Origin of the sequence: Bradyrhizobium sp. Leo170 (assembly GCF_004296405.1) — a bacterium.
Taxonomy (GTDB): Bacteria; Pseudomonadota; Alphaproteobacteria; order Rhizobiales; family Xanthobacteraceae; genus Bradyrhizobium.
Genome location: NZ_PSRR01000023.1, coordinates 1 through 15,157, shown reverse-complemented (window position 1 = coordinate 15,157; position 15,157 = coordinate 1). Strand labels below are relative to the sequence as shown.

Annotated in this window: 11 protein-coding genes and 1 pseudogene; 3 read left to right on the top strand and 9 right to left on the bottom strand. The window is 62.3% G+C overall.

All coding sequences use genetic code 11. The annotated features are described in order from the left end of the window. Nucleotides 1-16: 16 nt before the first annotated feature. The 3 genes from CWO89_RS06775 to CWO89_RS06765 are packed head-to-tail and all read right to left on the bottom strand — an operon-like array spanning nucleotide 17 to nucleotide 3,607. On the bottom strand, nucleotides 17-937 hold the full coding sequence (locus tag CWO89_RS06775) for an ABC transporter permease (protein ID WP_028161877.1): 921 nt from the start codon (nucleotides 935-937) through the stop codon (nucleotides 17-19). Next, nucleotides 934-2,040 (bottom strand): ABC transporter permease, encoded by a 1,107-nt coding sequence (locus tag CWO89_RS06770; RefSeq protein ID WP_130577860.1) that lies wholly within the window; start codon nucleotides 2,038-2,040, stop codon nucleotides 934-936. The genes CWO89_RS06775 and CWO89_RS06770 overlap by 4 nt, the downstream gene beginning before the upstream one ends. Continuing rightward, entirely contained in the window at nucleotides 2,027-3,607 is a 1,581-nt protein-coding gene (locus CWO89_RS06765) for an ABC transporter ATP-binding protein (protein ID WP_130577859.1), read from the bottom strand. The genes CWO89_RS06770 and CWO89_RS06765 overlap by 14 nt, the downstream gene beginning before the upstream one ends. Before the next feature lie 379 nt (nucleotides 3,608-3,986). Between CWO89_RS06765 and CWO89_RS06760 the strand changes: the two are divergent. Beyond that, nucleotides 3,987-5,325 (top strand): annotated as a pseudogene (locus tag CWO89_RS06760) (8-oxoguanine deaminase). A gap of 150 nt (nucleotides 5,326-5,475) precedes the next feature. Beyond that, a protein-coding gene (locus CWO89_RS06755; RefSeq protein ID WP_130577858.1) for an IS3 family transposase occupies nucleotides 5,476-6,827 on the top strand; the annotation gives its coding sequence in 2 pieces (ribosomal slippage) (nucleotides 5,476-5,812 and nucleotides 5,812-6,827; 1,353 coding nt in all). A 441-nt stretch (nucleotides 6,828-7,268) separates the two neighbouring features. Here the strand turns inward: CWO89_RS06755 and CWO89_RS06750 are convergent. Genes CWO89_RS06750 through CWO89_RS06740 form a run of 3 tightly spaced genes read right to left on the bottom strand, consistent with a single transcriptional unit; the run spans nucleotide 7,269 to nucleotide 10,524 of the window. Continuing rightward, nucleotides 7,269-7,709, bottom strand: coding sequence for an SRPBCC family protein (locus CWO89_RS06750; protein WP_130577857.1), 441 nt, complete (start codon nucleotides 7,707-7,709; stop codon nucleotides 7,269-7,271). Nucleotides 7,710-7,719: 10 nt separating this feature from the next. After that, nucleotides 7,720-9,291, bottom strand: coding sequence for a 4-hydroxyphenylacetate 3-hydroxylase family protein (locus CWO89_RS06745; protein WP_130577856.1), 1,572 nt, complete (start codon nucleotides 9,289-9,291; stop codon nucleotides 7,720-7,722). A gap of 6 nt (nucleotides 9,292-9,297) precedes the next feature. Further along, nucleotides 9,298-10,524 (bottom strand): ABC transporter substrate-binding protein, encoded by a 1,227-nt coding sequence (locus CWO89_RS06740; RefSeq protein ID WP_130577855.1) that lies wholly within the window; start codon nucleotides 10,522-10,524, stop codon nucleotides 9,298-9,300. 182 nt (nucleotides 10,525-10,706) lie between these two features. Here CWO89_RS06740 and CWO89_RS06735 point away from each other — a divergent pair, with 182 nt between their 5' ends. Beyond that, nucleotides 10,707-11,765 (top strand): winged helix-turn-helix transcriptional regulator, encoded by a 1,059-nt coding sequence (locus CWO89_RS06735; protein WP_130577854.1) that lies wholly within the window; start codon nucleotides 10,707-10,709, stop codon nucleotides 11,763-11,765. Nucleotides 11,766-11,773: 8 nt separating this feature from the next. On the opposite strand, the gene CWO89_RS06730 is transcribed toward CWO89_RS06735, so the two are convergent. The 3 genes from CWO89_RS06730 to CWO89_RS06720 all read right to left on the bottom strand — a co-directional run. Next, nucleotides 11,774-13,315 carry a class I adenylate-forming enzyme family protein gene (locus CWO89_RS06730; RefSeq protein ID WP_130577853.1) on the bottom strand — a complete coding sequence of 514 codons (1,542 nt, stop codon included), beginning with the start codon at nucleotides 13,313-13,315 and terminating at the stop codon, nucleotides 11,774-11,776. Between the two features lie 10 nt (nucleotides 13,316-13,325). After that, the gene (locus CWO89_RS06725; RefSeq protein ID WP_245475780.1) at nucleotides 13,326-14,075 is read right to left on the bottom strand and encodes an SDR family NAD(P)-dependent oxidoreductase; all 750 of its coding nucleotides are present in this window, start codon (nucleotides 14,073-14,075) and stop codon (nucleotides 13,326-13,328) included. Continuing rightward, a partial coding sequence (locus tag CWO89_RS06720) for a molybdopterin cofactor-binding domain-containing protein (RefSeq protein ID WP_165421033.1) occupies nucleotides 14,068-15,157 on the bottom strand: 1,090 nt, incomplete at its 5' end. The genes CWO89_RS06720 and CWO89_RS06725, both read right to left, overlap by 8 nt.

The following is a 15,157-nucleotide window of genomic DNA, read 5'->3' as shown; positions in this document are numbered from 1 at the left end:
ACCGCGAGGCCCCTGATCACGCGGCCGAATGGAAACTCCGGCCAAGGGAAGCCGGTTGGTTCAACAAGATGGTCTTGGGATCGCGGCAGATGATCACCAGCACGATGATCGTCGCCGCGTAAGGCAGCATCGACAGGAACTCGGTCGGGATCGGCAGACCGAAGCCCTGCGCGAACAGTTGGAATTGCGTGACACCACCAAAGAGATACGCACCGACAACGATGCGTGTCGGCTTCCACGTGCCGAAAACCACGAGCGCAAGCGCGATCCAGCCCTTGCCGGCAGACATGCCCTCGACCCACATCGGGGTCTGGACCAGCGATAGATACGCACCCGCGATGCCAGCCATCGCCCCGCCGAACATCACAGCCAGGTAGCGGGTCTTCAGGACGGACTTGCCGATCGAATGCGCGACGCTCGGCGACTCGCCGATCGCCCGCAGCGTCAGGCCGGTGCGCGACTTCGTCAGAAACCACTGCACACCGACGAACAGTGCAATGGAGAGATAGACCATGATGTCGTAGTGAAACAGGAGATCGCCCACCACGGGAATGGCGGTCAGCCCGGGAATGGTGATCGGCGTCAGCCGGTTCACCGGCAGGCCGGCGTAGTTGTAGCCAACGAAGGCCGACAGGCCGATGCCGAACAAGGTGAGCGCGAGGCCGGTGGCGACCTGATTGGTCTGCAGGTTGAGCGTGAGAAAGCCGAAAAGCAGGGACAACGCGACAGCGGCGCAGGCCGCAGCGAGGAAACCAAGCGCAGCGCTGCCGGTCGCATATGTCGTGGCGAAGCCGGTCACCGCACCGATCAGCATCATGCCCTCGATGCCGAGATTGAGGACGCCGGACCGTTCGACGACGGTTTCGCCAAGAGCCGCGTAGATCAGCGGCGTGGCCGCGACCACGGTGCTGGCGATCATCGGGACAATGGGATTCATGCGGCGGTCTCCGCCTGTACCGGTGGTTTCAAGGTATTGGCCTCGACCGGCGCAACGCGTTTCAGCCGGAACGTGATGAACAAATCGGCGGCCAGGAGGTAGAACAGCAACAAGCCTTGGAAGAGCCCGGTGATCGCGGACGGCAAGCCCATGCCCATCTGCGCCGCCTCGCCGCCGAGATAAAGCAGCGACATGAGCAGCGCGCCGAACACGACGCCGATCGGATGCAGCCGGCCGATCCAGGCCACGATGATGGCGGCGAAGCCGTAGCCGGGCGATATCTGCTGTTGCAGCCGGCCGATGGGACCGGCGACTTCGCACACGCCGGCGAGCCCGGCGGTGGCGCCACAGATCATCAGCGCAATCCAGATGTTGCGCTTTTCCGAGAAGCCGGCATAGGCCGCCGCGGCAGGAGCCAGCCCCGCGACCTGCATCCGGAAGCCGGCAAAGGTCTTCTGCGAGAATATCCAGGCCACCAGTGCCAGCCCGAGCGCATAGACAATGCCCCAGGTCACCCGTGTTCCGCTGATGAGGATCGACATCGTCTCGGCATCGCCGAAGCCTTGCGACTGCGGATAGTTCAGCCCCTGCGGATCGCGCCATGGCCCGTGCACGAGCCACGACAGCACCAACTGGGAAATGTAGACCAGCATCAACGTGACGAGAATTTCGTTGGTGTTGAACCGGGTTCGAAGAAAGGCGGGAATCGCGGCCCAGGCCATCCCGCCGAGCACTCCGGCCAGTAGCATCAATGGCATCGCAAACGCAGATTCGCTGTCGCCGAACCAGAGTGCGACGCCGCCGCCGGCGATCGCTCCCATGGTGAGCTGTCCTTCGGCGCCGATGTTCCAAACATTGGCTCTGAAGCCCAAGGCGAGACCCAATCCGCAGAGCAGCAAGGGCGTCGTTTTCAGGAGCAATTCCCCGATGCCGTAGGTGGTCGACACCGGCTTGACGAAGAACAGATAGAACGCCTCCACCGGATCCTTGCCTAAGACCTTGAACAGCACGAATCCGGTTACGAGCATACCGACCGCCGCCAGCAGCGGCGAAGCGACGCTCATGATGGACGACGGCGTCGCGCGCCGCTCAAGCTTGAGCATTGGCCGTCTCCAGATGTGCGTTTGCGGAAGCCGCGCGGTCGTCCGCCCGATCGCCGAACTTGCCGCTCATCCATGTCCCAATCTGCTCGATCGATGTCTCCGCAGGCTTGACCGACGGCGAAACACGTCCGTCGGCGATCACCGCAAGGCGATCGCTGATGGCGAAGAGCTCATCCAGTTCCTCTGAAATCACCAGAATCGCGACGCCCTGATCGCGCAGATCGATCAGGGCCTGCCTGATCAATTGCGCCGCGCCGACATCCACGCCCCAGGTCGGTTGCGCCACGATCATCATCTTGGGCTGCAGCATCGTCTCCCTGCCGACGATGAATTTCTGAAGATTGCCGCCGGACAGGCTAGAGGCGACCGATTGGTCGCCGCCGCATTTGACCTTGAATCGCTCGATCACGTTCTTTGAAAAGGCCTTCATGACCGACGGATGGATGATGCCCCTCTGCACCATGCCCTTTCGCGCTCCGGTCAGAAGCGCGTTCTGGGTCAGGCTCATCGGCGGCACCGCGCCGCGTCCAAGCCGCTCCTCCGGAACGAAGGTCAGGCCAAGCGCGCGCCGCTGCGCCGGATTGAAATTGCCGGCCGGCTGCCCCAACAGCTTGATCATGGAAGCCGGGCTCAAGCGCTCGCCCGAGAGCGCCGTCATCAATTCCTTCTGGCCGTTGCCGGAGACGCCGGCGATACCGAGGATCTCACCGCTGCGCACCGTCAGGTCGATCTCCTTGAGCGACGTCCCGAAAGGATCAGGCGAAGCCAGCGACAGACGCTCGACCTTCAGTCTTTCTTCTTTGGCTTCGCGCGGCGTGAGGCGGCATTCCGCCAGTTCGCCGCCAATCATCATCCGCGCCAGGCCTTCATTGGTCTCATTGCGCGGAATAGCCGTGCCGCTGACCCGTCCGCCGCGCAGCACAGTTGCGGTATCACAGAGCGCGCGGATTTCATCGAGCTTGTGGCTGATGTAGAGGATGCTGCATCCTTCCGCCGCCAGCCGGCGTAGCGTCTTGAACAGGGTAAGGACGGCCTGCGGTGTCAGCACTGACGTCGGCTCGTCCATAATCAGGAGCTTCGGCTCCTGAAGCAGGCAGCGAACGATCTCAACCCGTTGTCTTTCGCCCACCGACATGCTGTGAACCAGCCGATAGGGGTCGACGGGCAGTCCGTACTTCTCCGATACTTCTGTTATCCGTGGCGCCAGCTTCGCGGTCGGAACAGGCTCATCCAGCGCGAGTGCGATGTTCTCCCAGACCGTCAGCGTCTCGAACAGCGAGAAATGCTGGAACACCATGCCGATGCCCATCCGCCGCGCCTGTGCCGGCGCGGCGATGGTTTCATACTGATCGTTCCACATGATGGTGCCGGCGTCCGGCTTGGTGACGCCGTAGATCATCTTCATGAGCGTGCTTTTGCCGGCACCGTTCTCGCCCAGCACGGCGTGGATCTCGCCGGGACGGATGCTCAGCGAGACATCGTCGTTGGCGACGACACTGGGATAGCGCTTGGTGATACCAGTCAGCACCAGACGCGGCTTCAGATTGGCAAATCCAGACTGGTCCATGTCTCCGATGAGCCTCGATCCCGTAAAAGCACGGATCTCGCCGCGCTCATGGTGAACACAAGCAAGCTGCGCGCCAAGTCGCTGCAAGGGGAGGTCCGGGGCACGGCGGAATCGACAACCGACAGGCGCCTCGCTCACCCACCGCCGCCGCGAGGTTGACGGCTGGCACCGCATTTCGCTGAGCGATGTCGCGGCGGTGCCTTACCGCGGAATGAGCTTGATAGTGTCTGGCATCCGTCTTGCTCTCCGACCGATCGGATTTGCGGAGGTCGAGAATGCCCTATGTCAAAACGCGTGATGGTGCCCGCCGAGCTGTTTCTTGCAGCGGAATCAAACCGCTCACTCGCGCACAAGAAGCCGGTTTAGCGGCGCTCATCCGATGAAGACCTGGATTCGCGATCCGATTGCCATGCTGGCGGATGGCGGCAAGCGCGGGCTTGTCATTGAGGACGGAAAGATCATCGAACTGGTCGGATCGGACGGCCCGACAACGCCATGCGATGAGATATTCGATGCACGCCGGCACGTGATCATTCCCGGCCTCGTCAATGCGCACCACCACTTCTTCCAGACACTGACGCGCGCCCACCCTCAGGCGATCAACAAGCCGCTGTTCCCCTGGCTCAAGCAGCTCTACCCGATCTGGGGCTCCCATCTCGACCGCGACCGCTTCCGGCTCGCGGTCCGTGTGGCGCTGACCGAACTGTTGATGTCCGGCTGCACCACGGCCTCCGACCATCTGTTCGTTTTTCCGCAAGACATGGCTGACGCCGTCGATATCGAAGCGGAGGAAGCCTCTCGGCTTGGAATGCGGATGACGCTGACGCGCGGCGCCATCAATCTCGGCTTTGCGAACGGAGGCATCGCCGACGAACGATTGATGCAGGATCACGATACGGCGATCGCCGATTGCGAACGGGTGCTGGCGAAGTATCACGATCCTCGCGAAGGCTCGCTGCTGCGCGTTGCATTGGCGCCGTGCGCGCCGTTCAACGTCACGCGCCAGATGATGATCGACACGGCAACACTTGCTTCGAAGCATCACTGCCTGCTCCATACTCATCTCGGCGAAACGCATGATGAGGATGATTACTGCCTTCACCATTATGGCTGCCGTCCGCTCGACTATCTCGAACAGGTCGGCTGGATGAACGAACGCGTCTGGCTCGCACACGGCATCCACTTCAATGACGCCGAAATCTCGCGGCTGGGCGCGCACGCCATGGGCATCTGTCACTGCCCGACCTCGAACATGGTGCTATCGTCGGGCATCTGCCGGACCAGGGATCTGGAAGCTGCGGGCGCGACCATCGGCCTCGGTGTGGACGGCTCTGCCTCGAACGACAGTTCGAACCTGATGGAGTCGGTGCGCCACGCATTCCTGCTTGGACGGCTCGTACGACGCATCCGCAGTCACCCACCTCGATGCGTTCAGGTGGGCGACGGAAGGCTCCGCCCGATGCCTTGGACGCAGTGATATCGGCAAGATCGAAGTTGGCCGTCAGGCCGACCTTGCCTGCTTCACGCTGGAAGAATTGCGATTTTCAGGAGCCGGAGACCCGATCGCGGCTCTGGTTCTCTGCGGCGCGCATCGAGCGGACCGCGTCATGATCAAGGGCAAATGGCGCGTCACGGATGGCGCACCGGTCGGGATCGATGTCGCTCAGCTCAGATACGAACATGGCAGGGCTGCGGCGGCGTTTCTCGCCAGCATCTAGCTGCCGAGTAGCGACGCATGAAGGAGCTGGCCGCATGCAACTGCACACAATTTTCGCGTCTCCATGTGTTCGCCGTCAGCACCCTTGAGACAAATTGAAGGATTTTGCGGAGGGAGGATTTCTGGTTCATCGTAGCCACCAGGAGCGCAGATGAAACAGAAATCCGGACCGGGCAAAGCGCCGGCAGAACAAGTTCTAAAGGACATCCGTCGTCAGACGCGGCGGCAGTATTCGGCCGAAGAGAAGATCCGTATCGTGCTGGAGGGGCTGCGCGGCGAGGAGAACATTTCCGAGCTATGCCGCCGCGAAGGCATCGCCGCCTCGATGTATTATGGCTGGTCCAAGGAGTTCCTCGAAGCCGGTAAGCGCCGGCTGGCGGGCGATACCGCGCGTGCCGCGACCTCCGGCGAGGTGAAGGAGCTGCGTCGCGAGACGGCAGCGTTGAAGGAAGTTGTGGCCGACCTCACCCTGGAGAACCGCCTGCTCAAAAAAAGCATGAACGGGGATGGGGAGAACGAGGCATGAGATATCCCGCATCCGAGAAGGCCGAGATCATCCAGCTGGTCGAGCAGTCACAGCTGCCGGCCAAACGTACGCTGGACAAGCTCGGTATCCCGCGGGCCACGTTTTATCGCTGGTACGACCGCTACCGTGAAGGTGGGATCGAGGCGTTGGCTGACCATCGGCCGCGGCCGGACCGGGTCTGGAATCGCATCCCCGACGATGTGCGCGGCCAGATCATTGACCTGGCGCTGGAGTTTCCGGAGCTGTCGCCGCGCGAGCTGGCCGTGCGCTTCACCGACGAGCGACAGTATTTTGTCTCGGAGGCCTCAGTCTATCGGCTGCTGAAGGCCCACGACCTCGTCACCAGCCCGGCCTATGTGGTGATCAAGGCGGCGAACGAGTTCAAGGACAAGACCACCGCCATCAACCAGCTCTGGCAGACCGACTTCACGTACCTCAAGATCACCAGCTGGGGCTGGTACTATCTGTCGACCGTGCTCGATGACTTCTCGCGCTATATCGTGGCCTGGAGGCTTGGTCCGACGATGTGCGCTTCCGAGGTCACAGCCACGCTCGACCAGGCGCTCGCAGCGTCCGGCCTCGACCACATCACCGTTGCGCACCGGCCGCGGCTTCTCAGCGACAACGGCTCGAGTTACGTGGCAGACGATCTAGCCATGTGGCTCGAAGCCAAGGGCATGCAGCATGTGCGCGGGGCGCCGTATCATCCCCAGACCCAAGGCAAGATCGAACGCTGGCATCAGACCCTGAAGAACCGCATCCTGCTCGACAACTACTACCTGCCTGGCGATCTCGAACGGCAGATCGGCGCCTTTGTCGAACACTACAATCACGTCCGCTATCACGAGAGCATCGACAATCTGACGCCGGCCGACGTCTACTTCGGCAGGGCGGAGATGATTCTCGCAGAACGCAACCGTATCAAGCTTGCCACCATCGCCAACCGCCGCTTGCAGCATCGACTGCAGGCCGCTTAAACTCTAACCCCTGATGAGCCAGAGCCTCCTTCTCGAACTGCCTGATCAGTCTCAAATTATCTGACGACGGACACCATTTAGCTGGCATCTCGCTCCGAATCAGGAATTGTACAGGGCGCTGTACAGACCTTTGTGCAGGACGAAATAAGCCCGCTCCGAAGACAGCGGAACTGTCTGTTGCAATGGGGGATTTTGGCGGTGACGGAGAGAGTGTCAGTCAATCCCCATTGAAAGATAGAGTATTTTCGACTCTGCTGGGCCAAAACCTACCATTGAGCCACGCCGGAAACTGAGAGTTTCGCCTCCGACAATAGTTACATCGCGCTAACCACTATCGCTGGATCCCAGTTCGCGTACCGGAGGGCGGCCTAACTTGCGACATGGCGACTTGATAGCCAACCAAAAGCCGCCGTTCGTGCGCGATCCATTGCTGAACCCCAGTTAGAGCGCTCGTGCAAAATTTGCGAAGAATTCATCCGCGAGTTTTTTGGCTGTGCCGTTGACAAGTCGCTGGCCCAGCTGCGCTAGCTTCCCGCCGATCTGTGCATCGACGTGATAGCTCAACAGGGTACCGCCGTCGCGTTCGAGCAGATCGACTTTGGCGCTGCCCTTCGCAAAGCCGGCCACACCACCCTCACCTTCTCCCGAAATCTTGTAGCCTTTCGGCGGGTCGAGATCGCTCAAGGCGACCTTCCCTCTGAATCGCGCGGACACGGGGCCGACCTTCATCCTGGCAACCGCACGAAAGCCCTGATCATCGGTCTTCTCCAATTCCTCGCAGCCGGGAATACAGGCTTTCAGAACCTCAGGATCGTTCAGCTTGGCCCACACCACGACCCTCGGGGCGGCAAGCTGGATCTCTCCGCTCATGGTCATTGCCATTGGAGTTCTCTCAGTGCGTGCGCGCTCGGGCGGGAACGGGTGCGAACACCCTCGCCATGTAGGTCACCAGATCGTCGGTGATCTCGGCGCGGGATGCGGAGGCGATGCCGGCCAGTGTCCTGGCCAGTTCCTTCTTGAACTCGATCTGCATCGCGCGGGCGATCTGGATGCGCTGGGCTTGCGGCGAACCCGCCCCATGCATGGATTCGGTCAGATAGCCCACGGCATTCCTGCCGAGCGTCATGTTCTCCACCAAGCGCAGAATGCGGATCCTGTCTTCAGTTGCGATCTCGGACCGCCCCTTCAGGTACTTTTCGATCATCGGACCGACCGTTTCATGCCTGAGCTCTCGCTCCGACGGCAAGGTCACCATCAGTCCGCCAGCGAGGTCCTGCGCCAGCCGGCCGATCTCGTAAGGCAGCCGCGTGACGTGGTGCTTGCAGACGTTCGCGAGCATCTCGTCCGGCAGATAGGCGCCGGATTTCATCTCCGTACCCTGATGGCTCGCCGCGACGCCTGTGCCGTAGATCGTCTCGTTGAGATGGGTCATCTCGACGAGCTTGTCGCGGATATGGGACGCGCGTTCGACACCGTTATAGTCGGCAATCGTCGCCGCCGCGCCGATCAGGACATCGCCGACGCCGGTTTTGCAGACATAGCTGCGGCGGTGATAGCAGGTGAAGCGCTCGACCAGCGAGGCCGCGAACTCCGCCTCGCTGTCCATGAAGATGTGCTCGAAGGGAATGAACACATCCTCGAACACGATCATTGCTTCCTGGCCGGCAAACCGCGCATTGCCGGCGTCGATGTCGCCGTCCTCGGCGCTACGGGTGTCGCAGGATTGCCGGCCGTAGATATAGGTGATGCCTTTCGCATCCACCGGCACGGCGCCGACGATCGCATAGTCCTTGTCGTCCACCTCCAGCCTCATCGTCGGCATGATGATAAGCCAGTGCGAGTTTATGCAGCCGGTCTGATGCGCCTTGGCGCCGCTGATATAGACGCCCTGCGGTGTGCGCCGTGTGACGTGGACGAAGAGATCGGGATCGGCCTGCTCCGAAGGCGACTTGCCACGATCACCCTTCACGTCGGTCATCGCGCCGCCGATCACGAGGTTCGACCTCTGGATCCGGGCCAGGAAATCTTTGAACCGGCCGTGGTAACCAGTGCCGTGCTTCTGATCCAGATCATAGGTCACCGAATGCAGCGCGTTCAGCGCGTCCATGCCGACGCAGCGCTGGAAGCAGGTGCCCGTCAACTGTCCGAGCCGGCGCTGCATCTTGTTCTGCATCACGAGATCACCGGGGCTGGTCGCGATATGCAGGAAGCGGTTGATGCGCTCGCCGGTCAATGGCGAGAGCGCCGCTGCAAGTTCCGGATTGTCGTTGGCGAGGTCGTAGGTTTCGGCCACCGCGTTGATCGAGGGCCGGATGATCGGATGGTCGACCGGCTCCGTGACCGCCTCGCCCATCAGATAAACCCTGAGCTTCCGGCCCCTCAAGCTCGCGATATAGTCGGCGCCGGTACGGATCGGCTCCCGGGTTAGAGTGGCGAGACCATTGGCGGCGACGTCCTGATCCATCCAGACTTACCCCTTCTTGACCAGCGAGCAGACGCTGTCCTTGACCGGGCGGAACGCCTGGTCGCCGGGGATCACCTCGCGGAGCTTGTAGTAATCCCAATCGCCCTTGGACTCCGACGGCTTCTTCACCTCGTACACATACATGTCGTGCACCATGCGCCCGTCCTCGCGGATGCGGCCGTTCTTGGCGAAGAAGTCGTTGACCGGCATTTCCCGCATTTTGCTCATCACGGCCTGGGCCTCGTCGGTGCCGGCCGCCTCGATCGCCTTGAGATAGTGCATGGTCGAGGAGTAGTCGCCGGCGTCGCCCATGTGCGGCATCCGCTTCATGCGCTCGAAGAAGCGCCTGGACCATGCGCGCGTCTCGTCATCGCGATCCCAATAGAAGGCGTTCGTCAGCACGAGCCCCTGCGCTGAGCTCAGTCCGAGGCTCTTGATATCGGTGATCCAGACGAGCAATCCTGCAAGCGTCTGCCCTCCCTTAGTGATCCCGAACTCCTGCGCGGATTTGATCGCATTCACCAGGACGGTGCCCGAGCCCGCAAGGCCGATGACCTGAGCCTTCGACGCCTGTGCTTGCAGCAGGAATGAGGATTGATCGAATGTCTCGATCGGGTACCGTGTCAACCCGACGATCTCTCCACCCAGGCCCTTCACGACCGCGGAGGTATCGGCCTCCAGCGCATGTCCAAAGGCGTAGTCCGCGGTGAGGAAGTACCAGCTCTTCTGACCGGCCTTCAGCAGCGCGCTGCCCGTGCCGCGCGCGAGCGCGTAGGTGTCGTAGGCATAGTGAACGCTGTTGGGCGTGCAGGCATCATTGGTGAGGCGCGACGATCCCGAGCCGTTGATGATGGCGATCCTGTTCTTCTCTTTCGCTAGCTGGGAGACGGTGAGCGCGATCGAGGAATTGATCAGGTTGGCGACCATGTCGACGTGATCGACATCGAACCATTTGCGCGCCAGTCCGGAAGCCGTGTCCGGCTTGTTCTGATGATCGGCGACCAGCACCTCGATCGGTTTCCCCAGCACCTTGCCGCCAAAGTCCTCGACAGCCATCTTCACTGCCGTCACGGCTCCCTCGCCGGACTCGTGGGAGAACTGGCCCGACATATCCGTGAGCACGCCGATCTTCACGGCACCGTCGGACATCGCGAGGCTCTGGGCGCCGGCAGGGTTTGCGAAAACGACTATCGCCGCGGCTGCGACCAGGAATTTCTGCACTCCGGCCTTCATGAGGTTCCTCCCAGGGAAAATGGACGCGGTGCGATCCGCTTATTACATGCATAACTAGACTTTTGTTACATGCGTAACTAGACTGATTTTTCGAGGGAGTCAATCGCGCCGATGTGTTAAACGAGCCCCGACTTTAGAAGGCGGCCCGCGAATGGCGGCTGCGCAGACGGATTGTCCAGGGAATGCCTGCCACCGCGAAGCTCCAGACGACGAAGCCATCGGCCCGGCCGGCTGCGAAGGCGAGCAAAGCCCAGGCCGGTAAAGCTCAGGTCGGCACCGCCCGGCGCGAGCGGAATTGTTCGGTCGCGCGCACGCTCGACATCGTCTCCGACGCCTGGGCGTTCCTGATCATCCGCGAGGCGTTCTTCGGCGCGCAGACGTTCGAGGCCTTTCGCACGGCACTCGGGATTCCCCGCGCGACACTGACCGATCGCCTGCGCAAGCTGACGCAGCTTGCGATCTTTCGGCAGGTCGCGCCAGGATCGTCGCTGCGCAAGGAATATCGTCTGACCAAGATGGGCTTTGATCTCTATCCGAGCTTCATCGCCCTGATGCAGTTCGGCGACCGCTGGCTTGCCGGCGGCAGGCCCGCGCCGCTGACGCTGGTCCACATGAGCTGCGGTTGCGACAGTCATCCGATCGTTGCGTGCTCGCATTGCGGCGAACGCGTCACCGCACGAGATGCGAAGTATCGCGATGGGCCGGGCGCCGGGCGCCATCCGGCCAAGGCCGGCCGCAACACCAGGCGCGCCTCCGACGGCAGCCGCTTCTCGCTCGGCCGTCCGAGCTCGGTGTCGCGCGCGCTGGAGATCATCGGCGACAAATGGAGTTTTATGGTCGTGCGCGAGGGCTTCTTCGGCAATCGCCGCTACGACAAGATCCTGACCGAGCTCGAGATCGCACCGAATATTCTGACCGACCGGCTGAACCGGCTTGTCGCAAGCGGCGTGTTCTACCGCAGGCAATATCAAAGCTCGCCCGATCGCTATGAATATCTCCTCACCGACATGGGGCGTGACCTCTACGGCCCCTTCATCACCATGCTGCAATGGGGCGACCGTTGGCTGTCGAAAGGCAAGCCGCCGCTGCTGCTCACCCACCTCACCTGCGGCCACGTTTTTCATGCATCGGTGAATTGCGACCGCTGCAAGCAGCCGATCGTCGCCGCCGACATGCGCTACAAGCTGACCTACGATCCCAAGGCCTTTGGCGCCCTGGGACCGCGCTCCGTCGACTCCTGATTGGCGGATTACGCCCGGCCCAACGCCTCGACCAGCTTGAAGCGCATGATCTTCCCCGAGCTTGTGCGCGGGATCTCCGACACGAGATGGGTGGCTTCGGGGATCTTGTAGGATGAGAGGTGGGCCTTGCAGTGGGCCATCAGCGAAGCAACATCCAGCTCATTGGTCTTGGCCACGACGAACAGACACGGCACTTCGCCGAGCGTCGCGTGCTTGATGCCGACGACCGCGCAATCGGTCACCTGCGGGTGCCGCACCACGACTTCCTCGATCTCCGCTGGCGCGATGTTCTGGCCGCCGCGGATGATCAGCTCCTTGATGCGGCCCGTGATCGTGAGGTAACCGCTGGCGTCCGATTTCGCGAGATCGCCCGTATGGTACCAGCCCTTGCGCAACGCGGACGCCGTCTCCGCGGGCTTGTTGTGATAACCGCGCATCAGGTTCGGTCCGCGCACGATCAGCTCGCCCTCCTCCCCGATAGCGACATCCTCGAGCGAAGATGGATCGACGATACGCACGGCGAGGCCGAGCACAGGCAGCCCGCATGAGCCCATCGGCCTCGCGCCGTGCAGCCAGTTCATGGTGACCATAGTGGAGGTTTCGGTGATGCCGTAGCCATCGAGCAGCCGCGTGTTGAAGTGCTCCTCGAGCGCCTTGTTCAGCGTCGCCGGCATGATGGCGCCGGCGGAGATGCAGAGGCGGATGGACCCGAGGCGTTCGACGCCGGTCTCCTGCGCACGATGCAGGAGATAGTGGAACATCGTCGGCACGCCGGGCAGAACGGAATATTTCCCGGTCTGCAGGAGATCGAGCGCCTGCTGCGGCGAGAACCTCTCCATGATGTGCTCGCTCGCGCCGACCGCGAGCACGGTGAGCACCGAGAGATTGAGACCATAGGAGTGGAACAGCGGTAGCGGCGACAGAACGACGTCTTTCTCGGTCAGCTCGCAGATCGGCGCCCAGCATGAGGCGGCGATCCACAGCATACTGCGCAGCGATAGCAACACGCCCTTGGCCCGGCCCGTCGTGCCGGAGGTGTAGATGATAAAGGAAGAACGGTCGATATCGTCGGGATCGAGTGGCCTGGCGGCGCTGCCTGTTGCGAGGTCAGCCAGCGCCATCCCCGCTTTCGCCGCGTCGGTGCCGGCAAACATGATTGTCGGCGAGATTCCGGCATCACGGCAGATCTTGCCAATTAGCTCCTTCCTTGCGGCCGCGGTGATGACAAGACTGCAGCCGGCATCGGTCAGGCGATAGCTGATCTCGCCTTCCGCCGCATCGAAGCTGATGGGCACCACGACCGCGCCGGCGCGCAAGGCCGCGAAGCAGGCTTCGATCCAGTCGACGCCGTTCGGCAGATAGATCGCAACCTTGCCGCCTTCCTTCAGCCCGGCCTTCGCCAGATTGGCCGCGATCGCAGCGGTGTGTTCGGCGAGGTTCGCATACGTCACCTCCCGCGACGAATCCGAATACGCCACGTTCCCGGGCCGCTGTTTGGCGTGACGATCGAGGAGAGTTGCGATCGGCGCGATCAAATCAACCTGCAGCATCGTCGTTCTCCTAGACCATGCTGTATCCACCGTTGACGCTGATCACCTGTCCGGTGATCCAGCTTCCGGCATCGGATGCGAGCAGCGTCACCAGCGGCGCAACGTCGGACGGCAATCCCAGCCGGCGGATGGCGTAGGCCTTGACCAGCTTGTCGCGGTTGGCGTCCACCCATGTCTTGTCGTGTGCGGTCTCGATAAGGCCGAGCGAGATCGAATTGGCGGTGACGCCCGAACGTCCCCATTCGCGGGCGAGCGATTTCATCAGCGCGATCGTGCCGGCGCGCGCGGCGGCCGCGAGCGCAAGACCGGACTCGCCGACCCGCGAGGAGTCTCCCATGATGGAGATGATGCGGCCGCGACCTGATGCCTCCAGCAGCGGTCCGGCGCTGTGGGAACAGTTCAGCGCGCCGTAGAGGCAGGTGTCGATCTGCTTCTTCCAGTCCTCGGGCGTGCTTTCGCTGAAGCGCTTGCGGAACACCAATCCGGCGTTGTTGACGAGGATGTCGAGTCCGCCGAAATCGCTCCTGATGCTCTCGACCATTTTCCTGACGACGTCGGCGTCCGAAATATCCGCTTGATAGGCCTTGGCCTTGCCGCCGCTCTTTGCAATCTCGGCGACAACAGCCTCAGCCTCGGCCTTCGAGCTGTGATAGTTGACCGCGACGCTCGCGCCCTTTTCCGCCAGCATCTTCGAGATGGCGGCGCCGACGTCCCGTCCGCCTCCCGTCACGAGGGCGACACGTCCCTTGAGATCACTCATCAGCTTGTCCTCTTGATTTGAGCCTGGCCTGCTCCAGGAGCCGAAAGATGCGTTCTGGAGTCATCGGAAGAATGGAAACATCGATATCGAGCGGCGACAGCGCGTCGGCGATCGCGTTCGCGACGGCAGCCGGTGCGCCGATCGTGCCGCCCTCGCCCATGCCGCGGAATCCGCCGGCCACCGCCGACTCGCTTTCGATATGGACGACGTCCATGACCGGCACTTCGGGTGCGGAGGGGATCACGTAGTCGACCAGGCTCGCGCTCAGGAGCTGAGCGTCATCGTCGTAGATCAATTCCTCGAACAGCGCCGCGCCGATGCCCTGCGCCACGCCGCCATGCACCTGGCCGTCAACGATCATCGGATTGATGATCTTCCCGCAATCCTCTGCGACCACGTATTTCAGAATTCGTACGAAGCACGTCGCCGGGTCGATCTCCACCGCGGCGATGTGGGTGGCTGCCGCGGTCGTTCCATTGATGGGATCGTAGGTGTAGGCCGCGCTCAATTCCTCGCGCGCTTCGACCGGCAAGGTCTTCATGTCGGAATAGACGGCCTTCGCGACTTGCTTGAACGTCACCGCGCGATCAGTGCCGATGACGACGGCCTTGCCGTCGCTGACGTCGATATCGTCCTGATTGGCTTCCAGGAGATACGAGGCGACGCGCCTGATCTTGTCCCGCAGCAGAAACGACGCATGCTTGGCCGCGCCGCCGCCTAGCACGGCGCTCCGGCTCGCATAAGTGCCGGTCGACATCGGCACCTCATCGCTGTCGCCCTGGATCACGCGGACATCCTCGAACCTTGCGCCGAGATCGTCGGCGACGATCTGGGCCAGCGTGGTTTCGAGCCCCTGCCCGTGAGAGGCGACCCCGAAAGCCGCGGTGATGGCGCCGGTCGAGTCAATGGTGATCTTCGCCGTCTCCGAGCCGGTATTGATCGGCATTCCCGGCGCCACCGCGATCCGCGAACCAATTCCGGTCAACTCGGCATAGCTGGCGATGCCGATGCCGAACAGGCGTCCCTGCTTGCGCGCATCTGTTTGTTGGGCGCGGAGCTGTTCGTAACCGGCAGCCTCGGCA